The organism is Pseudomonas zhanjiangensis (assembly GCF_041027545.1).
Taxonomy (GTDB): Bacteria; Pseudomonadota; Gammaproteobacteria; order Pseudomonadales; family Pseudomonadaceae; genus Aquipseudomonas; species Aquipseudomonas zhanjiangensis.
On sequence record NZ_JBFTEG010000032.1, the window covers coordinates 1 to 22415 of the forward strand.

Sequence of the window (22415 nt, forward strand, 5' to 3'; positions counted from 1 at the left end):
TACCTCCCCAATTACCTGGGCTGGCGCCGCATGCTTGAGCGCTACCAGCAAAGCATTCGGCCAGTTCACTGCATCCAGGAGGCGGTAGGACGCACCGCGCAACACGCTATTGGGACATAGCCTTTTTCATGCGTGGCAGGATTGGCGCTGCTCTGCCATTCTCCTTGCACCACTCACAACTAGAGGACAACCTCATGGCTCAAGTAACCTTGCGTGGCAACCCGGTCCAGGTCGATGGCCAGCTGCCGCAGGTCGGCCAGCAGGCCCCGGCGTTCAGCCTGGTCGGCACCGATCTGAGCGATGTCAGCCTGGCCAGCCTGGCTGGCAAGCGCAAAGTGCTGAATATCTTCCCCAGTGTCGATACCCCGACCTGCGCCAGTTCGGTACGTCAGTTCAACAGCGATGCGAGCCAGCTGGCCAACACCGTGGTGCTGTGCATCTCCGCCGACCTGCCGTTCGCCCAGTCGCGCTTCTGCGGTGCCGAAGGTCTGGACAGCGTGGTCAGCCTGTCGACCATGCGCGGCGCCGAGTTCCTCAAGAACTACGGTGTCGCCATCGCCAGCGGTCCGCTGGTGGGCGTCGCCGCGCGCGCCGTGGTGGTGCTCGACGAGAACGACAAGGTACTGCACAGCGAACTGGTGCCCGAGATCGGTAACGAGCCGAATTACGAGGCCGCCGAGGCGGTGCTCAAGTAACTCCTCGCCTTGCGGCAGACCAAACGGCCTAGCTTCCTAGGCCGTTTTTTTATGCCTGGGCGCGGCTGTCCAGGCGGGCGACTTGCGCTGGCGACAGTGGCGGCGGGCCAGTGCTCGCCGGCGCGGGACCATGGTCGTAGAGCGGTACTACCATGGTCGAATGGCTCAAGCAGGCGCCTCTGGTTACAAAATGCACCCCAGAAAAACAACTACCCGCCGAGGTGTATCTGATGAGTGCTGCGTCCCTGTATCCCGTGCGCCCCGAGGTGGCGGCTCAGTCGTTGACCGATGAGGCCACCTACAAAGCCATGTACCAGCAGTCGGTGATCAACCCCGACGGATTCTGGCGTGAGCAGGCCCAGCGTCTCGACTGGATCAAGCCCTTCACCAAGGTCAAGCAGACCTCCTTCGACGATCACCATGTCGATATCAAGTGGTTCGCCGATGGCACCCTCAATGTCTCCTACAACTGCCTGGACCGGCATCTGGAAGAGCGCGGCGACCAGGTGGCGATCATCTGGGAGGGCGACGACCCGTCCGAGCACAAGGAAATCACCTACCGTGAACTGCACGAGCAGGTGTGCAAGCTGGCCAACGCCCTGCGTGGTCAGGACGTTCACCGTGGCGACGTGGTGACCATCTACATGCCGATGATTCCCGAGGCGGTGGTGGCCATGCTCGCCTGTGCGCGCATCGGCGCCATCCATTCGGTGGTGTTCGGCGGCTTCTCGCCGGAGGCGCTGGCCGGGCGCATCATCGACTGTCAGTCCAAGGTGGTGATCACCGCCGACGAAGGCGTGCGTGGCGGCAAGCGCACGCCGCTCAAGGCCAACGTCGACGACGCCCTGACCAACCCGGAAACCGCCAGCGTGCAGAAGATCATCGTGTGCAAGCGCACCGGTGGCGATATCAAGTGGCACTCGCACCGCGACATCTGGTACGAGGACCTGATGAAGGTCGCCGGCAGCGTCTGCGCGCCCAAGGAAATGGGCGCCGAGGAAGCGCTGTTCATCCTCTACACCTCCGGCTCCACCGGCAAGCCCAAGGGCGTGCAGCACACCAGCGCCGGCTACCTGTTGTATGCCGCGCTGACCCATGAGCGGGTGTTCGACTACAAGCCTGGCGAGATCTACTGGTGCACCGCCGACGTGGGCTGGGTCACCGGCCACAGCTACATCGTCTATGGCCCGCTGGCCAACGGCGCCACCACCCTGCTGTTCGAAGGCATCCCCAACTACCCGGACATCACCCGGGTGTCGCAGATCGTCGACAAGCACAAGGTCAACATCCTCTACACCGCGCCGACCGCGATCCGCGCGATGATGGCCCAGGGCGATGCGGCGGTGCAGGGCGCCGACGGCTCCAGCCTGCGCCTGCTCGGTTCGGTCGGCGAGCCGATCAACCCGGAGGCCTGGAGCTGGTACTACAAGACCATCGGTCAGGAGCGCTGCCCGATCGTCGACACCTGGTGGCAGACCGAGACCGGCGGCATCCTGATCAGCCCGCTGCCCGGCGCCACCGCGCTCAAGCCGGGCTCGGCGACCCGTCCCTTCTTCGGCGTGCAACCGGCGCTGGTGGACAACCTGGGCAACCTGCTGGAAGGCGCCACCGAGGGCAACCTGGTGATCATCGACTCCTGGCCGGGCCAGGCGCGCACCCTGTACGGCGACCACGACCGTTTCGTCGATACCTACTTCAAGACCTTCAAGGGCATGTACTTCACCGGTGACGGCGCCCGTCGCGACGAGGACGGCTACTACTGGATCACCGGCCGCGTCGATGACGTGCTCAACGTCTCCGGCCACCGCATGGGCACCGCCGAGATCGAGAGCGCCATGGTCGCCCACCCCAAGGTGGCCGAGGCGGCGGTGGTCGGCGTACCGCACGACATCAAGGGCCAGGGCATCTATGTCTATGTCACCCTCAACGGCGGCGAAGAGACGTCCGAGCAACTGCGCCAGGAGCTGAGGAACTGGGTGCGCAAGGAAATCGGCCCGATCGCCACGCCGGATGTGATCCAATGGGCGCCGGGCTTGCCCAAGACCCGCTCGGGCAAGATCATGCGCCGTATCCTGCGCAAGATCGCCACCGCCGAATACGATGCACTCGGCGATATCTCCACGTTGGCCGATCCTGGCGTGGTGCAGCACCTTATCGATACCCATCGCGACATGCAGGCGGCCTGACCGGCGCCTGAACAAACCAAGCCCCGTTCGGCCACAAGCCGGACGGGGCTTTTTCGTGCTTGTCTGCAGGCGAGGGCGGCAAGACAAGACCGATTGGTATCGGTCTGCCTGGCTGTTACTGCCGGGTAACGCCGCGCGTCAGGGTGGGGCGGAAGGAAACGGCTGCGGCCCGATGGCAGCCATTTTCTCCTGCCGGAGAAAAATCGAAATCACCCAGGTGCCCCATGAATAAAGGCTTGTGAATAAAATGGCCCAAGAATTGCTGTGTTAACAGGTTTTCTTCTCTTCTTTGCTCCGCACGTTTTTTGCGGGGTGTCAAGCTGCGCGCCGCGCCCGCCCGGGCCTTTTGTAATTACTTGTCGCATTGAGGAAATATCGACTTTCGGCCTGTCGCTAGAATGCGGCTCACCCAGCCGGAGTCCGCCTTTGCCTGCGCGATACCCGGCAAGGACGGCGACGTTCTCTACAATTCATGCATGGCTGGCTGCACAGACTCACCTCATCACTGCCACCTGAAGCCATTCCCATTCGAAGGAGTCACAAGATGAAGAAGATTGCACTTCTCGGCGCCCTGGCGCTATCCGTGCTGTCGCCGCTGGCCATGGCCGACGAGGCCAAGACCCTGCGTATCGGCATCGAAGCCGCCTACCCGCCGTTTGCCTACAAGACCCCTGACGGCAACATCACCGGCTTCGACTACGACATCGGCCAGGCCCTGTGCGAGGAGATGAAGGTCGAGTGCAAGTGGATCGAGCAGGAGTTCGACGGCCTGATCCCGGCCCTGAAGGTGCGCAAGTTCGACGCCGTGCTGTCCTCGATGAGCATCACCGAAGACCGTCTGAAGTCGGTGGACTTCTCCAAGAAGTACTACCACACCCCGGCCAAGCTGGCGATGAAGGCCGGGACCGAGATCAACGATCCGCTGGTTGACCTCAAGGGCAAGAAGGTCGGTGTGCAGCGCGCCTCGATCTATGACCGCTACGCCACCGACGTATTCGCCCCGGCCGGTGTGGAAATCGTCCGCTACAGCTCGCAGAACGAGATCTTCCTCGACCTGACCGCGGGCCGCCTGGACGCCACCCTGGCCGACTCGGTGAACATCGACGACGGCTTCCTCAAGACCGATGCCGGCAAGGGCTTCGCCCTGGTGGGACCGGACTTCAACGAGCAGAAATACTTTGGCGAAGGCGCCGGCATAGCCGTGCGCAAGGGCGACACCGCCCTGGCCGACAAGATCTCCGCGGCCATCGCCGGAATTCGCGCCAACGGCAAGTACAAGGAAGTGCAGGACAAGTATTTCGACTTCGACGTCTACGGCGACTGATTCGCCCATCCAGCCGTTTTCCATCGAAAGTGGCGCCGCCTGACCTGCTTGGCCGTGCGTCACTTTTTCGTAGTACTCCTCGGCGCCGCCCGGCGCCTGCATGAGGTAAAAGAGCATGCTCAACGGCTACGGCTCGACCATTCTCGAAGGTGCCTGGCTCACCCTGCTGCTGGCCCTTTCTTCCGTGGCGGTTGCCATTTTCCTCGGGCTGGTCGGCGCGGCGTTTCGCCTGTCGCCGATCAAGTGGCTGGCAGCGCTGGGCGAGGCCTATGCCACGGTGATTCGCGGCATTCCCGATCTGGTGCTGATCCTGCTGATCTTCTACGGCGGCCAGGACCTGGTGAACCGGGTGGCACCGCTGCTCGGCTACAACGAGTACATCGACATCAACCCCTTCGTTGCCGGTGTGTTCACCATGGGCTTCATCTTCGGCGCCTACCTGTCGGAAACCTTCCGCGGCGCCTTCATGGCGATTCCCAAAGGCCAGGGCGAGGCCGGTGCCGCCTACGGCATGAGTGGGACCAAGGTGTTCTTCCGCATCCTGGTGCCACAGATGATCCGTTTCGCCATTCCCGGCTTCACCAACAACTGGCTGGTGCTGACCAAGGCCACCGCGCTGATTTCCGTGGTGGGCCTGCAGGACATGATGTTCAAGGCCAAGAGCGCGGCGGATGCGACCCGTGAGCCCTTCACCTTCTACCTGGCGGTCGCCGCGCTCTACCTGGTACTGACCAGCGTGTCGCTGCTGGCCTTGCGTTACCTGGACAAACGCTACTCGGTCGGCACCAAAGCCGCCGATCTATAAGGGAGCGCTGCCATGATCTTTGACTACAACGTGATCTGGGAAAACCTGCCGCTGTACTTCGGCGGCGTGCTGGTGACCCTCAAGTTGCTGCTGATCTCCCTGGCCCTGGGCCTGGCCATGGCCATCCCGCTGGGGCTGATGCGAGTGTCCAAGTCGCAATTGGTGAACTTCCCGGCCTGGCTCTACACCTATGTGATCCGCGGCACGCCGATGCTGGTGCAGCTGTTCCTGATCTACTACGGTCTGGCCCAGTTCTCCGCGGTGCGCGACAGCATGCTGTGGCCCTATCTGTCCGACGCGACCTTCTGCGCCTGCCTGGCATTCGCCATCAACACCAGCGCCTACAGTGCCGAGATTCTCGCCGGCAGCCTGCGCGCCACGCCCCATGGCGAGATCGAGGCGGCCAAGGCCATGGGCATGTCGCGGGCCAAGCTGTACCGCCGCATCCTGCTGCCTTCGGCACTGCGCCGCGCGCTGCCGCAGTACAGCAACGAGGTGATCATGATGCTGCACACCACCTCGCTGGCCTCGATCGTCACCCTGATCGACATCACCGGCGCGGCCCGCACCGTCAGCTCGCAGCACTACCTGCCGTTCGAGGCCTTCATCACCGCCGGTCTGTTCTACCTGTGCCTGACCTTCATCCTGGTGCGCCTGTTCAAGTCGGCCGAGCGCCGCTGGCTGGGCTACCTGGCGCCGCGCAAGGCCTGAGGAGGCGAGCATGCAACGCATCGACCACGTCCTGCCCTGGGGCTGCCCGGGTACCGAGCGCCGCTTGAGCGTGTTCCGCTTCGGCCAGGGTCCGTGCAAGGCCTATATCCAGGCGTCCTTGCATGCCGATGAGCTGCCGGGGATGCGCGTCGCCGCCGAGCTCAAGCGGCGCCTGCGTGAGCTGGAGGGGCAGGGGCGGTTGACCGGGGTGATCGAACTGGTGCCGGTGGCCAACCCGATCGGCCTGGCCCAGGTGCTGCAGGCCGCCCAGCAAGGTCGCTTCGAGTTTGCCAGCGGCAAGAATTTCAATCGCGATTTCTTCCCCCTGGGCGACGCCGTCATCCCGGCGCTACAGGGCTGCCTGGCTGGCGACGGGCCGGCCAACGTGCGCCTGATCCGGGCCGCCATGCAGGAGGCGCTGGCGGACCTGCCGCCCGCCCAGTCCGAGTTGCAGGGCTTGCAGCGCCTGCTGCTGAGGCACGCCTGCGATGCCGACGTGGTGCTCGACCTGCACTGTGACTTCGAAGCCGTGGTGCATCTTTATGCCTTGCCCCAGCACTGGTCCCAGCTGCGTCCCCTGGCCGCGCGCCTGCAGGCCGGCGCGGTGCTGACCACCGAAGATGCCGGTGGCAGCTCCTTCGACGAGTCCTGCTCCTCGCCCTGGCTGCAGCTGGCGCGGGCATTCCCCGAGGCCGATATTCCGCTGGCCTGCCTGGCCACCACCGTCGAACTGGGCGGCATGGCCGACACCGACAAACCCCAGGCCGAGGCACGGGCTGAGGCCATTCTGGCCTTTCTCGCCGAGCAGGGTCTGATCGCCGGTGACTGGCCGCCAGCGCCGCAGGCCTGCTGCGAGGCGACCCCGTTCGAAGGGGCCGAATACCTCTACGCTCCCCATGCCGGGGTGGTGAGTTTCCTGCAGCCGGTGGGCGCCCGCGTTCGGGCCGGCGACCCGCTGTTCGAGGTGATCGATCCGCTAAGCGATCGCCACAGCACCGTATGCACCTCGACCGACGGTGTGCTCTACGTTCGTGAACGGATGCGCTTTGCCCAGCCGGGTCTGTGGCTGGCCAAGGTGGCCGGTCGCACCCCTATTCGCCAGGGTCGCTTGCTCAGCGACTGATTCAAGAGAGTGGAAACCATGTACAAACTCGAAGTTCAGGATCTGCATAAGCGTTACGGCAGCCACGAAGTGCTCAAGGGTGTGTCCTTGGCGGCCAAGGCCGGTGACGTGATCAGCATCATCGGCTCCAGCGGCTCGGGCAAGAGTACCTTCCTGCGCTGCATCAACCTGCTCGAGCAGCCCCATGCCGGCAAGATCCTGCTCAACGGCGAGGAGCTCAAGCTGGTGGCCAACAAGGATGGCGCGCTCAAGGCGGCCGACCCCAAGCAGCTGCAGCGCATGCGCTCGCGCCTGTCCATGGTATTTCAGCACTTCAACCTGTGGTCGCACATGAGCGCTCTGGAAAACGTCATGGAGGCGCCGGTGCATGTGCTCGGCGTGGCGAAGAAGGAAGCCCAGGAAAAGGCCGAGCACTACCTGAACAAGGTCGGGGTGGCGCACCGCAAGGACGCCTATCCGGGCCACATGTCCGGTGGCGAGCAGCAGCGCGTGGCCATCGCCCGGGCGCTGGCGATGGAGCCGGAAGTCATGCTGTTCGACGAGCCGACCTCGGCGCTGGACCCTGAGCTGGTCGGCGAAGTGCTCAAGGTCATGCAGGACCTGGCCCAGGAAGGCCGGACCATGGTGGTGGTGACCCACGAGATGGGCTTCGCCCGCGAGGTGTCGAACCAGCTAGTGTTCCTGCACAAGGGTGTGGTCGAGGAGCGAGGCGATCCGCGCGAGGTGCTGGTCAATCCGCAATCCGAGCGGCTCCAGCAGTTCCTCTCCGGCAGCCTGAAGTAAACGGCCGGCGACTTTTTCAACCGGGCATGCCCATCGCTGCCATTAGAGCTTAAACTGCCCACCATGAATGCCCATCGAATCGGCTTCCTGCTTTGGCCCAACACCAAGCCACTGACCCTGGCGTTGGCCGAGGAAGCCCTGCGCGTTGCCCAGCGAGTCCACCCCGAGGTGGTCTACGAGCTGGTGTTCCTCCAGGCCGAGGCGCCGATCGAGGGCGACTGGCGTCTGCCGGGCGAGCCCTGGGCCGGCAGGCTGGAGGGCTGTCAGCGCCTGTTCCTGCTCGCCGACGAGCCGCCCGCGGCCATGCCGGCGGCGCTGTCCGGTGCACTCAAACAGGCCGTGCGTGGCGGTTGCGTGATCGGCGGCATCGCCGCAGGGGTCTATCCCATGGCCCAGCTGGGTTTGCTCGATGGCTACCGCGCCTCGGTGCACTGGCGCTGGCAGGACGATTTTGCCGAGCGCTTCCCCAAGGTGATCGCCACCAGCCACCTGTTCGACTGGGACCGCGACCGCCTGAGCGCCTGTGGCGGTCTGGCGGTGCTCGACCTGTTGCTGGCGCTGCTGGCCCGTGACCATGGCGCCGAGTTGGCCGGGGCGGTGTCCGAGGAACTGGTGGTCGAGCGCATCCGCGAGGGCGGCGAGCGCCAGCGCATCCCCTTGCAGAATCGCCTGGGTTCCAGCCACCCCAAGCTGACCCAGGCGGTGCTGCTGATGGAGGCCAATATCGAGGAGCCGCTGACCACCGACGAGATCGCCCAGCATGTGTGCGTGTCGCGTCGCCAGCTGGAGCGGATCTTCAAGCAGTACCTCAACCGGGTTCCCAGCCAGTACTACCTGGAGCTGCGCCTGAACAAGGCGCGCCAGCTGCTGATGCAGACCAGCAAGTCGATCATCCAGATCGGCCTGTCCTGCGGCTTCTCTTCGGGTCCGCACTTCTCCAGCGCCTACCGCAACTTCTTCGGCGCCACCCCGCGCGAAGACCGCAACCAGCGGCGCAGCAACAGCCCCTTCGAGCTGACCTCGGCACCGGCCGAACGCAGCTGAAACCGGCGTCCCACCCATGCAAAAGCCCGCAGCGATGCGGGCTTTTGCATGCTGGCCAGTCTCAGTCGCTAGCGGACCGGCGTGGATACAGTGGATTGCCGCAACGGTTGCAGAAGGCCGCACCAGGCTCGTGGAAGTCCTTGGCGCAACTGGGGCAGGAGTGCTTGTGCTGGTCGCTGCCGCGCATGGCGCTGGCCAGTTCGGCGGTGAAGATGCCGGTGGGCACGGCGATGATCGAATAACCGGTGATCATCACCAGGGTCGACAGGGCCTGGCCCAGCACCGTCTTCGGCACTATGTCGCCGAAACCCACGGTGGTCAGGGTCACCACCGCCCAGTAGATGCCCTTGGGGATGCTGGTGAAGCCATTGCCCGGACCTTCGATGACGTACATCAGGGTGCCGAACACGGTGACCAGGGTGGCGATCGAGGCGAAGAACACGGTGATCTTCTGCCGGCTGCCACGCAGCGCGGTGAGCAGAAAGTTGGCCTGGCGCAGGTAAGGGCTGAGCTTGAGCACCCGGAACACCCGCAGCATGCGGATCACCCGGATGATCAGCAGGTACTGGGCGTCGGCGAAGAGCAGGGCGAGTATCGCCGGCAGTACCGCCAGCAGGTCGACCAGGCCGTAGAAGCTGAAGGCATAGCGCAGCGGTTTGGGCGAGCAGTACAGGCGCAGGCCGTACTCGATGGCGAACAGCGTGGTGAACAGCCACTCCAGGCCTTTCAGCCAGGCACCGTACTGAATGTGCACTTCGCTGACGCTGTCGAGCATCACCACCACCAGGCTGGCCAGGATGGTCAGCAGCAGCCAGTTGTCGAAGCGCTGCCCGGCCGGGGTGTCGGTATGGAAGATGATGATGTATAGACGTTGGCGCCAGTTATCCATGGCGAACTCCCCTGCTTGCGAGAGCGCAAAGCCTAAGCAGGAGGGGCCCAGGGTGGCAAGGACTCTTCCAAGTTGGTTCGAATGTCGTGCGCTGCGTGTTGCCGTTGGAGGACTGCTTGCGCAGCGCAACAGTATGCTGCGCAAGCCAGGTGGGCCCTGTCGCCCGCCCATTCACCGGCTTGCGCGCGGGGCATCGGTGCGCCCTGGTCAGTCGACCGCCAGGTAGTGCTTGGTGAAGCTGTCGCTGACGACTTCCCACAGGGTGTTGGTGCCACTGGCGACGAAGAAGGAATCGCCCGCCTTGTAGTGGGCGGTTTCGCCGGTCTGCTCGTCGGTGATCTTCACCTCGCCCAGGGTCACCACGGCCTGCTCGTGGAAGGTGTAGGGCAGGCGGAAGCGGCTGCGGCGGACACCGAAGTAGCCGGCGCTGACCGACTCGTCTTCGGTGGCGAAGGTGGTCAGGGCGAACATGCTGTTGTCGCCTTCGATCATCTCGACGCCGATGTCTTCGAGGGTGCCGGCGGGTTCCAGTTCTTCCAGGGTGATGCCTTGCTTGATGCTGTGCAGCATGTCGTTCTCGCTTGCTAGAGGATGGGTCTCGGACCCAGAGGGACGAGGCTCACGCTAGCAGGCCGGGCGGTCTCAGCCATGCGCATTCACGACACCGGCAGCCGAAGAAACGCCGTGCCGCGGGCGAATGCTGGTTGAGCCTGGCAGCCGAGCGGCATTTTGCGATGGTTGAGCCTGGGGCCAGTGCCTGGTTACTGAGTCCGCCGTGCCGGCGCGCCGGCCTTGACCGTGCGTTTCCAGCTTTCTGCGCCGGCCTGGACCAGCCAGCAGGCGAGGATGAACGGCATGGTCAGCGCTGGCAGGCCCAGGGCGCTGAAGCCCGGTTGCAGGAGCAGGGCCAGGGCGATGCCCAGCAGGGGTAGCCAGGGCGTGCGATGCACCTGGCTCAGGGCGATGGCCGCCAGGGCGCCGTTGTAGCCGTACAGCCCGGCGAGGGCGCTGTGCTCGGGCCAGCCCTGGTACAGCGCCAGGGCCAGGCCGAGGGCCGAACCCAGCAGGGCCCAGCAGGCGCAACGGCGGTCGGCCAGCAATAGGCCGAGCAGCAGGCACAGTCCAGACAAGGGATGATCGAGGAACACCACCTGTCCGAGGCCACGGGCCAGGGCGGCCAGGCCGTTGGACCAGTCGAGGGGCAGGGCGGCCGGGCTGGCTGCCGCAAGCAGCTGCAGTTGCAGCGGCGTTGCCAGCCACAACAGCAGCCAGCCGAGGACGACGAAGGGGCAGGTGAAGGCCGGCAGCCACCGGCACTCGCGCAGGCGCCGCATCCAGGGCGCCAGGACCAGGCTGGACAGCCCGGCGCTGATGAGGATCAGCAGCGGTACGGCGGGCGACCAGCTGAACTGCGCGCCGATCAGCAGGCCCAGGAGGATGCCGTTGTAACCATACAGGCCGATCTCGATATCGGCCCGCGGGTAGCCGCGCCAGTGGGCGGTGAACATGCTGCCGAGACCGCCGAGCAGGGCGCCGGGAAGCAGGTGCGGGGCGCCCAGGGCGAGGGCTAGGATCACCAGCAGGCCGCAGCCCGGGTGGCTCTGCAGGAAGATCTGGCTGAAACCGTTGAGCAGCGCGCGCAGGCCGCGCAGGGCGTGGAGGGGGAGAGGCAGAGGCTGCATGCAGGCTTACCCTGGATAAAAAGAGGCGCCCACGGCCGGAACCGTGGACGCCTGCAAACTGGCTATGCCAGCGTGGGAGCGTTTAAGGAGGTGGGGCTCAGTGCAGCGTTTCGATGCGCAGGCTGTTGGTGCTGCCCGGCTGGCCGAAGGGCTCGCCGGCGGTAATCACCACGGTGTCGCCGCGCTGGGCCATGCCCTGGGCCTGGGCGATTTCCAGGGCGGTGCTGGTGACTTCCTCGACCTGATGCAGGCGTTCGTTGACCACCGAGTAGATGCCCCAGGCCACGCTCAGGCGCCGCGCGGTGTTCAGGCTCGGGGTCAGGCTTAAGATCGGCGCCTTGGGCCGCTCGCGCGAGGCGCGCAGGCTGCTGGCGCCGGACTCGGTGTAGTTGACCAGTGCCGCCACCGGCAGGATGCTGCTGATGCGGCGGATGGCGCAGCTGATCGCATCGGAGGCGGTGGCCTCGGCCTGGGGGCGGCTGACGTCGAGCTGGGCCTGGAAGTCCGGGCCGTTCTCCACCTGGCGGATGATCTTGCTCATCATCTGCACCGCTTCCAGTGGGTAGTCGCCGGAGGCGGTCTCGGCCGACAGCATCACCGCATCGGCGCCTTCGGCCACGGCGTTGGCCACGTCGGTGACCTCGGCGCGGGTCGGCGCCGGCGAGAAGCGCATCGACTCGAGCATCTGGGTGGCGACCACCACCGGCCGGCCGAGCTGGCGGCAAGTGCGGATGATGTCCTTCTGGATGCGCGGCACGTTCTCCGCCGGTACTTCCACGCCCAGGTCGCCGCGGGCGACCATGATCGCATCGCACAGGCGGGCGATCTCTTCCAGGTGAGTGACCGCCGAGGGCTTCTCGATCTTGGCCATGAGGAAGGCCTTGCCCTGAATCAGCTCACGGGCCTCGATGATGTCCTCGGGGCGCTGGACGAACGACAGGGCCACCCAGTCCACGCCCAGCTCCAGGCCGAAGGCCAGGTCGCGGCGATCCTTCTCGGTCAGCGGCGACAGCTGCAGCACCGCCTCGGGCACGTTGACGCCCTTGCGGTCGGACAGTTCGCCGCCGGCGATCACGCAGGTGTCTACCGCATCGGCGTGCTTGGCGGTGACCTGCAGGCGCAGGCGCCCATCGTCGAGCAGCAGACTCATGCCTGGCTGCAGCGCCTCGATGATTTCCGGATGCGGCAGGTTGACCCGCTGCCCGTCGCCCGGGGTGCTGTCCAGGTCCAGGCGCAGGGCCTGGCCGCGCTGCAGCTCGACCTTGCCGTCTTTGATGCGGCCGACCCGCAGCTTGGGCCCCTGAAGGTCCATGAGGATGCCGATCGGGGTGTTCAGCTGCTGCTCGACCTCGCGCACCCAGGTGTAGCGCTGGGCGTGGTCGGCATGTTCGCCGTGGCTGAAGTTGAGGCGGAACAGGTTGACCCCAGCCTCGACCAGCTGGCGGATGTCGTCCTGGGTTTTGATCGCCGGCCCGAGGGTCGCGAGAATCTTCACTTTCTTGTCAGGAGTCATTTTTCGGTACTCTCGAGGATCAGAATGGCGCGGAAATCGTTGACGTTGGTACGGGTCGGGCCGGTGACGATCAGCGCGTCCAGCGCGGCGAAATAGCCGTAGCCGTTGTTGTTGTCCAGCTCGTCACTGCTGCTCAGCCCCAGCTTGCAGGCCCTGGCGTAGCTGTCGGGGGTCATCAGGGCGCCGGCGTTGTCCTCGGAGCCGTCGATGCCGTCGGTGTCGCCGGCGATGGCGTAGACCCCGGGCAGGCCCTTGAGGCTCTCGGTGAGGCTCAGGAGGAACTCGGCGTTGCGCCCGCCGCGGCCGTTGCCGCGCACGGTGACCGTGGTCTCGCCGCCGGAGAGGATCACGCAGGGCGCCTGGATCGGCTGGCCGTGCAGGACCACCTGCCTGGCGATGCCGGCGTGGACCTTGGCCACCTCGCGCGACTCGCCTTCCAGGTCGCCGAGGATCAGCGTCGGCAGGCCGGCGGCGCGGGCCTTGGCGGCGGCCGCCTCGAGGGACTGCTGGGGGGTGGCGATCAGCTGGAGGTGGCTGCGGGCCAGGCAGGGGGCGCCGGGCTTGACCGTCTCCGAGCGGGGGTCCTGCAGCCAGGCGCGGACCTGGGCCGGAATCTCGATGGCGTAGCGGGCGAGGATCGCCAGGGCCTCGGCCGAGGTGGTCGGGTCGGCCACGGTCGGCCCGGAGGCAATCACCGTGGCTTCATCGCCCGGTACGTCGGAGATTGCGTAGGTGTAGACGCTGGCCGGCCAGCAGGCCTTGGCCAGGCGGCCACCCTTGATCGCCGAGAGGTGCTTGCGCACGCAGTTCATCTCGCCGATGGTGGCGCCGGACTTGAGCAGGGCCTTGTTGATCGCCTGCTTGTCTTTGAGGGTGATGCCCTCGGCTGGCAGGGCCAGCAGCGACGAGCCGCCGCCGGACAGGAGGAAGATCACCCGGTCGGCTTCGTCGAGGTTGCTGACCAGTTCCAGCACGCGACGGGCCACGCGTTCGCCGGCGTCGTCCGGTACCGGATGGGCGGCCTCCACCACCTCGATCTTGCTGCAGTTGGCGCCGTGCTCGTAGCGGGTCACCACCAGGCCGGCGACCTCGCCCTGCCACTCACGCTCGATCACCTCGGCCATGGCCGCGGCCGCCTTGCCGGCGCCGATGACGATGACTCGGCCACTGCGGTCGGCCGGCAGGCAGTCCGCCAGGACCTGGCGCGGGTGGGCGGCGTCGATGGCGGCGGCAAACAGTTCGCGCAACAGGCTTTGCGGATCGATGGACATGGCAGGCTCTCTTGTTATCGCTGGAACAACTTCGATTCTAGTGCGCAGCGCCCGCCGGGCAGGCGCTGCGCACTGGAATCGACCCACCCGGCAGTCAGGCCGTGACACCGCCCGCCGGGAGGTCGAAAGGGCTGTTCCGGGCGGCTGACCGGCCACCCAGAACCTGTTGCTTACTCGCCGCGGATGTTGAAGTTGGCCATGTGCTCCAGGCCCTTGATCAGCGCCGAATGGTCCCAGCCCGCGCCGCCGATGGCCGCGCAGGTGCTGAATACCTGCTGGGCGTTGGCGGTGTTGGGCAGGTTCAGGCTCAGTTCCTTGGCTCCGGCCAGGGCCAGGTTGAGGTCCTTCTGGTGCAGGCTGATGCGGAAGCCCGGGTCGAAGGTGCCCTTGATCATGCGCTCGCCGTGCACTTCGAGGATCTTCGAGCCGGCGAAGCCGCCCATCAGCGCCTCGCGCACCTTGGCCGGGTCGGCGCCGTTCTTGGCGGCGAACAGCAGGGCCTCGGCGACCGCTTGGATGTTCAGGGCGACGATGATCTGGTTGGCCACCTTGGCGGTCTGGCCGTCGCCATTGCCGCCGACGCGGGTGATGTTCTTGCCCATGGCCTGAAACAGCGGCAGGGCGCGCTCGAAGGCCTGCTCGCTGCCGCCGACCATGATGCTCAGGGTCGCTGCCTTGGCGCCGACTTCACCGCCGGACACCGGGGCGTCCAGGTAGTCAGCGCCGGTGGCCTTGATCTTGTCGGCGAAGACCTTGGTCGCGCTCGGCGAGATCGAGCTCATGTCGATCACCACCTTGTTCGGGCCGACGCCTTCGGCGATGCCTGCGCTGCGGAACAGCACGTCTTCAACGTGGGGGGTGTCCGGCACCATGACAATGATGAACTCGGCTTCCTGGGCGACTTCTTTCGGGTTGGCCAGCGCGATTGCGCCTGCCGCTACCAAGTCAGCAGGTGCTGGGTCGTGGTGAGTCGAGAGGAACAGTTGGTGACCTGCTTTCTGCAGGTTCTCAGCCATGGGCTTGCCCATGATGCCGGTGCCGATAAATCCGATTTTTGCCATGAGATGAGTCTCCTCAAATTGCGTTGTGCGCTTTCATCCAGCCAAGGCCGGCAGCGGTGGTGGTAGCCGGCTTGTATTCACAGCCGATCCAGCCCTGGTAACCGATGCGGTCCAGGTGCTCGAAGAGGAAGCGGTAGTTGATCTCGCCGGTGCCCGGCTCGTTGCGGCCCGGGTTGTCGGCTAGCTGCACGTGGTTGATCGCGGCCAGGTTGCTCTCCACGGTACGCGCCAGGTCACCTTCCATGATCTGCATGTGGTAGATGTCGTACTGCAGGAACAGATTGCTGCTGCCGACCTTGTCGCGGATGGCCAGTGCCTGGCGGGTGTTGTTCAGGTAGAAGCCGGGGATGTCGCGGGTGTTGATGGCTTCCATCACCAGCTTGATGCCGGCGGCCTCGAGCTTGTCGGCGGCGTACTTGAGGTTGTCGACGAAGGTTTTTTCGACGCTGGCGCAGTCGACGCCCTGGGGGCGGATGCCGGCCAGGCAGTTGATCTGCTTGTTGCCCAGCACCTTGGCGTAGGCGATGGCCTTGTCCACGCCGGCGCGGAATTCTTCGACCCGGTCCGGGTGGCAGGCGATGCCGCGCTCACCTTTCGACCAATCGCCTGCAGGAAGATTGAACAGCACCTGCGTCAGCGCGTTGGCGTCCAGGCGCGCCTTGATCTCCTCGACCGGGAAGTCATAGGGGAAGAGGTATTCCACACCGCTGAAGCCGGCGTCGGCGGCGGCGGCGAAACGGTCCAGGAAGTCCACTTCGGTGAACAGCATGGACAGGTTGGCAGCAAAACGGGGCATGGTGCGCTCCTTTAAGAGTCGTAGGGTGGATGTGCTTCGCGACATCCACCCTGCGGTTGCATTAGTCGAGCAGGGAGATGGCGGTCGGGGCGTCGACGCCGCGCTCGGCCAGTTCCTCGAACTCGTTGATGGCGTTGATCTCGGTGCCCATGGAGATGTTGGTGACACGCTCCAGGATGATCTCGACCACTACAGGTACGCGGTGTTCGGCCATCAGGCGCTTGGCTTCGGCGAAGGCGTTCTGCAGCTCGTTCGGGTCGAACACGCGGATCGCCTTGCAGCCCAGACCCTCGACCACCGCGACGTGGTCGACGCCGTAACCGTTGATCTCCGGCGCGTTGATGTTCTCGAACGCCAGCTGCACGCAGTAGTCGATGTCGAAGCCGCGCTGTGCCTGACGGATCAGACCCAGGTAGGAGTTGTTCACCAGCACGTGGATGTACGGCAGGTTGAACTGCGCACCGACGGCCAGCTCCTCGATCATGAACTGGAAGTCGTAGTCGCCCGACAGCGCCACCACGTTGCGACTCGGGTCGGCCTTGACCACACCCAGTGCCGCCGGAATGGTCCAGCCCAGCGGGCCGGCCTGGCCGCAGTTGATCCAGTGGCGCGGCTTGTAGACGTGGAGGAACTGCGCGCCGGCGATCTGCGACAGGCCGATGGTGCTGACGTAGCAGGTGTCCTTGCCGAACGCCTCGTTCATCTCTTCGTAGACGCGCTGCGGCTTGGCCGGCACGTTGTCGAAGTGGGTCTTGCGCTGCAGGGTGCGCTTGCGTTCGCGGCAGGAGTCGACCCAGGCGCTGCGATCCTTCAGCTTGCCGGCGGCCTGCCATTCGCGGGCCACTTCGAGGAAGGCATCCAGCGCCGCGCCGGCGTCGGAGACGATACCCAGGTCCGGGTTGAACACGCGGCCGATCTGGGTCGGCTCGATGTCGACGTGGATGAACTTGCGGCCCTCGGTATAGACGTCGACCGAACCGGTATGACGGTTGGCCCAGCGGTTGCCGATGCCGAACACCAGGTCGGAGGCCAGCAGGGTAGCGTTGCCGTAGCGGTGGCTGGTCTGCAGACCGACCATGCCGACCATCAGCGGGTGATCGTCGGGAATCGCGCCCCAGCCCATCAGGGTCGGCACCACCGGCACGCCGGTCAGCTCGGCGAACTCGACCAGCTTGTCGGCCGCGTCGGCGTTGAAGATACCGCCACCGGCGACCAGCAGCGGGCGCTCGGCGTCATTGAGCATGGCGATGGCTTTTTCTGCCTGCACCCGGTTGGCGCTCGGCTTGGCCAGCGGCAGCGGCTCGTAGGCGTCGATGTCGAACTCGATCTCGGCCATCTGCACGTCGAACGGCAGGTCGATCAGCACCGGGCCCGGACGACCGCTGCGCATCTCGTAGAAGGCCTTCTGGAACGCCCGCGGCACCTGGCCCGGCTCCATCACGGTGGTGGCCCACTTGGTCACCGGGGCGACGATGCTGGTGATGTCGACGGCCTGGAAGTCTTCCTTGTGCATGCGGGCCCGCGGCGCTTGCCCTGTGATGCAGAGGATCGGGATGGAGTCGGCGGACGCCGAGTACAGGCCGGTGACCATGTCGGTGCCGGCAGGTCCCGAGGTGCCGATGCATACGCCGATGTTGCCGGCGTTGGTGCGGGTGTAGCCCTCGGCCATGTGCGAGGCGCCTTCGACGTGGCGGGCCAGGACGTGGTCGATACCGCCGACTTTCTTCAGTGCGGCGTACAGGGGGTTGATGGCAGCGCCGGGAATACCGAACGCAGTGTCAACGCCTTCGCGGCGCATCACCAGTACGGCGGCCTCGATTGCTCTCATTCTGGCCATTATCTTGTGCCTCGTTTTTTATAAGATTGTATACAAAACAGCTGCGACCGATTCTATTCAGCTCATGACCGCGAGGTCAACTTTTTTTGCGCCAACGGCAGTGGCCCGACAAAAATCTTTTGAAACGCCTGTTTGAGCGGTATGGCGCGAGCCTGAAGGGAATGGGTTCGACTGACTGTATACAAACAGGATGTTGATTGTATCTTGCTATTGTTTTTTTTGTTTCCGGTGGGATAGTGAAGACGAGCTTTGGATTGCTCGCGTGTCTTCTTCCGCTACGCAGGCGGGGGCTGCAGCGGGCGTTTCGTTGGATCTATCACCATTGAGGAAGGGCTATTTATGAGCACCCTGAACTTGAACACCGCCGTCAGCATCAGCAACCGCGCCCTGGCCGTGGGCCGCGAGATTTCGGCGGCGCCGCTGACCGTCGCCGTACTGGATGCCGGTGGTCACCTGATCAGCCTGCAGCGCGAGGACGGGGCCAGCCTGCTGCGCCCGCAGATTGCCATCGCCAAGGCCTGGGGCGCAGTCGCCCTGGGCAAGGGCTCGCGGCTGATCGCCGCAGACGCCCAACAGCGCCCGGCGTTTATCGGTGCGGTCAACAGCCTGGCCGACGGCAACCTGATACCGGCACCGGGCGGCGTGCTGATCCGCGATGAGCAGGGCGAGGTGATCGGCGCCATCGGCATCACCGGCGACACCTCGGATATCGACGAGCGCTGCGCGATCAATGCGGTGGAGTCGGTGGGGCTGACGGCCGATGCCGGTATAACGGCCTAGTCCGCTCGGCGGGCCAGGTGCAGCCTGGCCCGTGGGGCTAGGCTCAGGCGTTGCTGACCTGCTCCGAGGCGCTGGGCACGGTCTCGTCGATGTCGCAGCCTTTGATCACCAGGCGGGTGATGGTTCTCACCGCCGCCTCGTAGTCTTCGTCATCCAGGCTGCCCTTGCCGGTAACGGTGGAGATCTGCCAGTCGAAGTCGGCGTAGGTCTGGGTCGCGGCCCAGATACTGAACATCAGGTGGTGCGGATCGACCTTGGCCATCAGGCCCTGGTCGATCCAGCGCTGGATGCAGGAGATATTGTGCTTGGCCTGGGCGTTGAGCTGTTCGGTCTGCTCGGGCGACAGATGCGGCGCACCGTGCATGATCTCGCTGGCGAACACCTTGGAGGCGAAGGGCAGTTCGCGCGAGATGCGGATCTTCGAGCGGATATAGGCCTTGAGCACCTCGGCCGGACGACCCGGCTGATTGAAGGGCGCCGAGGCCGCGAGCAGGGGCTCGATGATGCTTTCCAGCACCTCGCGATAGAGGTTTTCCTTGGACTTGAAGTAGTAATACACATTCGGCTTGGGCAAGCCGGCCTTGGCGGCGATGTCGCTGGTCTTGGTGGCCGCGAAGCCCTTGTCGGCGAATTCTTCACTGGCCGCGCGCAGGATCAGCTCTTGGTTGCGCTCGCGAATGCTGGTCATAAGGCGGTCGTTTTCCTTCGGTTAGCTGGCGCCAGGTGGCTGGCGGAATAGTGGCGTCGACTGAGCGCAAGGCTCAAGTCGGCGGCCCGTGGGCCTGCGAGCAGTTTAGCTGACTTGCGGGTCAAGATGTTGTATACAAAAGTTTGCTTTTCTGTTTCTATCTGACGGCATGCAGTGCCTAACAAGAACCGTCTCGGCTCGTTGAGCGTCAGGAGACCCGCCGTGTCCCATTCCCAGTTGGTCGACCCCTTCGGTCGGCGCATCACCTACCTGCGCTTGTCGGTCACCGACCGCTGCGATTTCCGTTGCACCTATTGCATGAGCGAGGACATGGTGTTCGCCCCGCGGGCGCAGATCCTCAGCCTGGAAGAACTCTACACCGTGGCCGATGCATTTATCGGCCTGGGAGTCAGGCGCATCCGCATCACCGGCGGCGAACCCCTGGTGCGCAAGAACCTGCTGAGCCTGCTGGCGCGCCTGGGCCGGCGCCCCGAACTGCAAGACCTGGCCATCACCAGCAACGGCTCGCAGCTGGGCGAGCTGGCGCCGCGGCTGCGCGCCGCCGGAGTCAAGCGGCTGAATATCAGCCTCGACTCGCTGCAGCGCGAGCGCTTCGCCGCCTTCACCCGGCGCGACAAGCTCGAGCAGGTACTGGCCGGCATCGAGGCGGCGCGTGGCGCCGGCTTCGAGCGGATCAAGCTCAACTGCGTGGTGCAGAAGGGGCGCAACGACGACGAGGTGCAGGACCTGGTCGGCTACGCCGTCGAGCGTGGCCTGGACATCAGCTTCATCGAGGAAATGCCGCTGGGCAGCGTGTCCAGTCACGAGCGCAAGGTCACCCTGTGTACCAGCGAGGCGGTGCGCCAGCTGGTCGAGCAGCGCTTTGCGCTGTTGCCCAGCAGTCACCGGACCGGCGGGCCCTCGCGCTACTGGCAGGTGGCCGGCACCCAGACCCGGGTCGGTTTCATTTCGCCGCACAGCCACAACTTCTGCGGCGACTGCAACCGCGTGCGAGTTACCGCCGAAGGCAAGCTGGTGCTGTGCCTGGGGCATGACAATGCGTTGGACCTCAAAGCGCTGATTCGCCGCCATCCCGGCGATAGCCAGCGCCTGCGCGATGCCCTGGTCGCCGCCTTGCAGCTCAAGCCGCAGCGCCATCATTTCCAGGCCGATGAGCAGGTCCAGGTGGTGCGCTTCATGAGCATGACCGGCGGCTGAGCCGTCGCGCCGATTGCCCGGCCGCTGGCCGGCGGTCGGTCCAACAAGCCCGTTAGACCCAGCCAACAATAACCAGGAGGGTTGCTGTGAAGCATGCTCGTGTCTGCAGTCTGTTCGCCTTGCTGTTCTGTACCGCCAGCCAGGCCGAGAGTTACGTCATCGGCGTCGAGGACCTGGCCTTCGCACCACACTACAGCGTTGACAAGCAGGGCCAGTATCGGGGTTTTGCCCGCGAGCTGTTCGACCTGTTTGCCGCCCGCAGTGGCATCCAGCTGAGCTACCGGGCATTGCCGGTGGCGCGCTTGCTGCCGGCGTTGCTGGAGGGGGAGGTGGACTTCAAGTACCCGGACAACGACAACTGGGCCCAGGCGCGCAAGGCCGGCAAGCCGGTGGGCTACAGCCAGGCGGTGGTGGGCTATGTCGACGGCGTGCTGGTGGCGCCGCAGCGCCAGGGCCAGTCGATCGACCAGCTCAGGCGCCTGGGCATGGTCAGCGGCTGGACGCCCCGGGGCTACCAGGAGCGCATCGATGCCCAGCAGATCCAGTTGAGCTACAGCGACGACCTGCGCCGGATGATCCAGCAGGTGCTGAAGAAGGACGTCGACGGGGTCTATTTCAACGTGGTGGTAGCCACCCACTACCTCGACAACATTCGCGCCCGTCCCGGCGCCCTGGTGTTCGATGCCAAGCTGCCGCACACCCGTGGCACCTTTCACCTGTCCACGCTCAAGCATCCCGAGCTGCTGCAGCGCTTCGACCGCTTCCTGCGCGAGCAGCAGGCCGAGGTGGCTTCGCTGAAGGACAAGTACCGGGTCGAGGCCAACCTGGATTCGGAGTACATGGGGTTGGAGCAGTGGAAGGTGGACTTTCTCGAGCGGCAGAAGGCCAAGGCAGCCGAGTAGCGCGTCCGGCGGCGGGGCAGTGTCTTCTATGCTTGCACTGACGGGGCTTGATTCGTCCTCGCTACAGCCGGCCGTTGCGGCCCGCTGCTCGCCTGTAGGCCTCTTGCCTGCTGGCAGGCGCCGATGCCCCGTGCACAGGAGGCTGCATATGAACGATCCCCAAGTGCAAGCGCAGATAGAGGCGGCCAGGGCCTACCAGGCCGTATTCGTCCCGGCGCTGTTCGAGCCGTGGGCGCCCTGGGTAGTCGCCGCTGCCAATCTGCAGGCGGGCGAGCGGGTCCTGGATGTCGCCTGCGGCACCGGCATACTGGCCCGAGCCGCCGCCGCGTGCGTCGGTCCGGACGGCTCGGTCGTCGGCCTGGACGCCAACCCCGGCATGCTGGCGGTGGCGGCCGAGTTGGCACCCGAGATCGAATGGCGGCAGGGGCTGGCCGAGGCGCTGCCTTACGCCGAGGAGTCATTCGACGCGGTGGTCAGCCAGTTCGGCCTGATGTTCTTCAGCGACCGCCGGCAGGCGCTGGACGAGATGCTCAGGGTGCTGCGGCCCGGTGGCCGGCTGGCCGTCGCCGTGTGGGATAGCCTGGCCAATACCCCGGCCTATGCGGCGGAGGTGGACCTGCTGGCGCGCATCGCCGGCGAGCAAGCGGCCGATGCGCTGCGGGCGCCTTTCGTGCTCGGCGAGCGGCAGGCGCTGGAGGCGTTGTTCAGCGACGCCGGGATGGGCTCGGCAACGATTGTGACCCATACCGCAACGGCATGCTTCCCCAGCGTCCGCGCCATGCTGGAAGGCGATCTGCGCGGTTGGTTGCCGGTGATGGGGGTCAGGCTCGACGAAGCGCTGATCGCGCGCATCCTGAGCGAGGCCGAGCAGGTGCTGGCGCCCTACGTCAACGCCCAAGGCCGGGTGCTGTTCGACTCGCCGGCCCATATCGTGCGGGCGACCAAGGCCAGGTAGCGCGGCCGGTTCGGCGGTGCGTGGCGCATAAAAAAGGCTATGTCCCAATGATGTGTTGCAAGAACTAATCTGAAAGGCAGGCATCCGCTCGGGAGGTCTGCCGCTCATGGATACTCAAGCCTTTCACCACTGGCTGGCTCAACTAGGCCAGC

General features: G+C 65.4%; 21 protein-coding genes and 1 pseudogene. 13 read left to right on the plus strand and 9 right to left on the minus strand.

The genetic code is table 11. From position 1 onward, the window contains the following. The 9 genes and pseudogenes from AB5S05_RS21285 to argR all read left to right on the plus strand — a co-directional run. Positions 1–120, plus strand: a pseudogene (locus tag AB5S05_RS21285) (IS1595 family transposase); the annotation flags it as partial. A 74-nt stretch (positions 121–194) separates the two neighbouring features. Continuing rightward, the gene (gene tpx / locus AB5S05_RS21290) at positions 195–695 is read left to right on the plus strand and encodes a thiol peroxidase (RefSeq protein ID WP_369289515.1); all 501 of its coding nucleotides are present in this window, start codon (positions 195–197) and stop codon (positions 693–695) included. A gap of 230 nt (positions 696–925) precedes the next feature. Further along, entirely contained in the window at positions 926–2881 is a 1956-nt protein-coding gene (gene acs / locus AB5S05_RS21295; RefSeq protein ID WP_369289516.1) for an acetate--CoA ligase, read from the plus strand. A 544-nt stretch (positions 2882–3425) separates the two neighbouring features. Continuing rightward, complete coding sequence (locus AB5S05_RS21300; protein ID WP_369289517.1) at positions 3426–4205, plus strand: ABC transporter substrate-binding protein; 780 nt, start codon at positions 3426–3428, stop codon at positions 4203–4205. A gap of 115 nt (positions 4206–4320) precedes the next feature. Next, entirely contained in the window at positions 4321–5010 is a 690-nt protein-coding gene (locus tag AB5S05_RS21305; protein WP_369289518.1) for an ABC transporter permease, read from the plus strand. A 12-nt stretch (positions 5011–5022) separates the two neighbouring features. Continuing rightward, a complete protein-coding gene (locus AB5S05_RS21310) occupies positions 5023–5721 on the plus strand; it encodes an ABC transporter permease (RefSeq protein WP_369289519.1) in 699 nt (232 codons plus the stop codon). A 10-nt stretch (positions 5722–5731) separates the two neighbouring features. Next, positions 5732–6844, plus strand: a complete 1113-nt coding sequence (locus AB5S05_RS21315; protein WP_369289520.1) for a succinylglutamate desuccinylase/aspartoacylase family protein — start codon at positions 5732–5734, stop codon at positions 6842–6844. Positions 6845–6862: 18 nt separating this feature from the next. After that, positions 6863–7627 (plus strand): ABC transporter ATP-binding protein, encoded by a 765-nt coding sequence (locus AB5S05_RS21320; RefSeq protein ID WP_369289521.1) that lies wholly within the window; start codon positions 6863–6865, stop codon positions 7625–7627. A gap of 63 nt (positions 7628–7690) precedes the next feature. Further along, positions 7691–8671 (plus strand): transcriptional regulator ArgR, encoded by a 981-nt coding sequence (gene argR, locus AB5S05_RS21325; RefSeq protein WP_369289522.1) that lies wholly within the window; start codon positions 7691–7693, stop codon positions 8669–8671. Between the two features lie 61 nt (positions 8672–8732). Here argR and AB5S05_RS21330 read toward each other — a convergent pair whose 3' ends face one another. The 8 genes from AB5S05_RS21330 to gcl all read right to left on the minus strand — a co-directional run bounded on the left by AB5S05_RS21330 (position 8733) and on the right by gcl (position 17720). Continuing rightward, positions 8733–9560, minus strand: coding sequence for an ion transporter (locus AB5S05_RS21330; RefSeq protein WP_369289523.1), 828 nt, complete (start codon positions 9558–9560; stop codon positions 8733–8735). A gap of 207 nt (positions 9561–9767) precedes the next feature. Further along, positions 9768–10130 (minus strand): cupin domain-containing protein, encoded by a 363-nt coding sequence (locus tag AB5S05_RS21335; protein ID WP_369289524.1) that lies wholly within the window; start codon positions 10128–10130, stop codon positions 9768–9770. A gap of 191 nt (positions 10131–10321) precedes the next feature. Further along, on the minus strand, positions 10322–11242 hold the full coding sequence (locus tag AB5S05_RS21340) for an urea transporter (RefSeq protein ID WP_369289525.1): 921 nt from the start codon (positions 11240–11242) through the stop codon (positions 10322–10324). Between the two features lie 97 nt (positions 11243–11339). Next, positions 11340–12755 (minus strand): pyruvate kinase, encoded by a 1416-nt coding sequence (gene pyk / locus AB5S05_RS21345; RefSeq protein WP_369289526.1) that lies wholly within the window; start codon positions 12753–12755, stop codon positions 11340–11342. After that, positions 12752–14026, minus strand: a complete 1275-nt coding sequence (locus tag AB5S05_RS21350; protein ID WP_369289527.1) for a glycerate kinase type-2 family protein — start codon at positions 14024–14026, stop codon at positions 12752–12754. The genes pyk and AB5S05_RS21350 overlap by 4 nt, the downstream gene beginning before the upstream one ends. 170 nt (positions 14027–14196) lie before the next feature. Continuing rightward, positions 14197–15087 carry a 2-hydroxy-3-oxopropionate reductase gene (locus tag AB5S05_RS21355; protein WP_369289528.1) on the minus strand — a complete coding sequence of 297 codons (891 nt, stop codon included), beginning with the start codon at positions 15085–15087 and terminating at the stop codon, positions 14197–14199. 13 nt (positions 15088–15100) lie between these two features. Next, positions 15101–15883, minus strand: coding sequence for a hydroxypyruvate isomerase (gene hyi, locus AB5S05_RS21360; RefSeq protein WP_369289529.1), 783 nt, complete (start codon positions 15881–15883; stop codon positions 15101–15103). Positions 15884–15944: 61 nt separating this feature from the next. After that, positions 15945–17720, minus strand: a complete 1776-nt coding sequence (gene gcl, locus AB5S05_RS21365; protein ID WP_369289530.1) for a glyoxylate carboligase — start codon at positions 17718–17720, stop codon at positions 15945–15947. Between the two features lie 339 nt (positions 17721–18059). Here gcl and AB5S05_RS21370 point away from each other — a divergent pair, with 339 nt between their 5' ends. Beyond that, positions 18060–18500 carry a GlcG/HbpS family heme-binding protein gene (locus AB5S05_RS21370; protein WP_369289531.1) on the plus strand — a complete coding sequence of 147 codons (441 nt, stop codon included), beginning with the start codon at positions 18060–18062 and terminating at the stop codon, positions 18498–18500. A 43-nt stretch (positions 18501–18543) separates the two neighbouring features. Here AB5S05_RS21370 and AB5S05_RS21375 read toward each other — a convergent pair whose 3' ends face one another. Beyond that, positions 18544–19188, minus strand: a complete 645-nt coding sequence (locus tag AB5S05_RS21375; RefSeq protein WP_369289532.1) for a TetR/AcrR family transcriptional regulator — start codon at positions 19186–19188, stop codon at positions 18544–18546. A gap of 222 nt (positions 19189–19410) precedes the next feature. On the opposite strand from AB5S05_RS21375, the gene moaA reads away from it, so the two are divergent. From moaA to AB5S05_RS21390, 3 genes are all read left to right on the plus strand, one after another. Next, positions 19411–20406, plus strand: a complete 996-nt coding sequence (moaA, locus tag AB5S05_RS21380) for a GTP 3',8-cyclase MoaA (RefSeq protein ID WP_369289533.1) — start codon at positions 19411–19413, stop codon at positions 20404–20406. An 86-nt stretch (positions 20407–20492) separates the two neighbouring features. Next, positions 20493–21308, plus strand: a complete 816-nt coding sequence (locus tag AB5S05_RS21385) for a substrate-binding periplasmic protein (RefSeq protein ID WP_369289534.1) — start codon at positions 20493–20495, stop codon at positions 21306–21308. A gap of 148 nt (positions 21309–21456) precedes the next feature. Next, complete coding sequence (locus AB5S05_RS21390) at positions 21457–22263, plus strand: methyltransferase domain-containing protein (RefSeq protein WP_369289535.1); 807 nt, start codon at positions 21457–21459, stop codon at positions 22261–22263. Positions 22264–22415 lie beyond the last annotated feature (152 nt).

Bases quoted from the DNA above. Each gene is read 5' to 3' on its own strand.
- AB5S05_RS21355 (WP_369289528.1), bottom strand. From the start codon at position 15,087: ATGGCAAAAATCGGATTTATCGGCACCGGCATCATGGGCAAGCCCATG.
- AB5S05_RS21310 (WP_369289519.1), top strand. From the start codon at position 5,023: ATGATCTTTGACTACAACGTGATCTGGGAAAACCTGCCGCTGTACTTC.
- AB5S05_RS21390 (WP_369289535.1), top strand. From the start codon at position 21,457: ATGAACGATCCCCAAGTGCAAGCGCAGATAGAGGCGGCCAGGGCCTAC.
- AB5S05_RS21375 (WP_369289532.1), bottom strand. From the start codon at position 19,188: ATGACCAGCATTCGCGAGCGCAACCAAGAGCTGATCCTGCGCGCGGCC.
- argR (WP_369289522.1), top strand. From the start codon at position 7,691: ATGAATGCCCATCGAATCGGCTTCCTGCTTTGGCCCAACACCAAGCCA.
- tpx (WP_369289515.1), top strand. From the start codon at position 195: ATGGCTCAAGTAACCTTGCGTGGCAACCCGGTCCAGGTCGATGGCCAG.
- AB5S05_RS21350 (WP_369289527.1), bottom strand. From the start codon at position 14,026: ATGTCCATCGATCCGCAAAGCCTGTTGCGCGAACTGTTTGCCGCCGCC.
- AB5S05_RS21300 (WP_369289517.1), top strand. From the start codon at position 3,426: ATGAAGAAGATTGCACTTCTCGGCGCCCTGGCGCTATCCGTGCTGTCG.
- AB5S05_RS21370 (WP_369289531.1), top strand. From the start codon at position 18,060: ATGAGCACCCTGAACTTGAACACCGCCGTCAGCATCAGCAACCGCGCC.
- gcl (WP_369289530.1), bottom strand. From the start codon at position 17,720: ATGGCCAGAATGAGAGCAATCGAGGCCGCCGTACTGGTGATGCGCCGC.
- pyk (WP_369289526.1), bottom strand. From the start codon at position 12,755: ATGACTCCTGACAAGAAAGTGAAGATTCTCGCGACCCTCGGGCCGGCG.
- hyi (WP_369289529.1), bottom strand. From the start codon at position 15,883: ATGCCCCGTTTTGCTGCCAACCTGTCCATGCTGTTCACCGAAGTGGAC.
- AB5S05_RS21320 (WP_369289521.1), top strand. From the start codon at position 6,863: ATGTACAAACTCGAAGTTCAGGATCTGCATAAGCGTTACGGCAGCCAC.
- AB5S05_RS21340 (WP_369289525.1), bottom strand. From the start codon at position 11,242: ATGCAGCCTCTGCCTCTCCCCCTCCACGCCCTGCGCGGCCTGCGCGCG.
- acs (WP_369289516.1), top strand. From the start codon at position 926: ATGAGTGCTGCGTCCCTGTATCCCGTGCGCCCCGAGGTGGCGGCTCAG.
- AB5S05_RS21305 (WP_369289518.1), top strand. From the start codon at position 4,321: ATGCTCAACGGCTACGGCTCGACCATTCTCGAAGGTGCCTGGCTCACC.
- AB5S05_RS21330 (WP_369289523.1), bottom strand. From the start codon at position 9,560: ATGGATAACTGGCGCCAACGTCTATACATCATCATCTTCCATACCGAC.
- AB5S05_RS21335 (WP_369289524.1), bottom strand. From the start codon at position 10,130: ATGCTGCACAGCATCAAGCAAGGCATCACCCTGGAAGAACTGGAACCC.
- AB5S05_RS21315 (WP_369289520.1), top strand. From the start codon at position 5,732: ATGCAACGCATCGACCACGTCCTGCCCTGGGGCTGCCCGGGTACCGAG.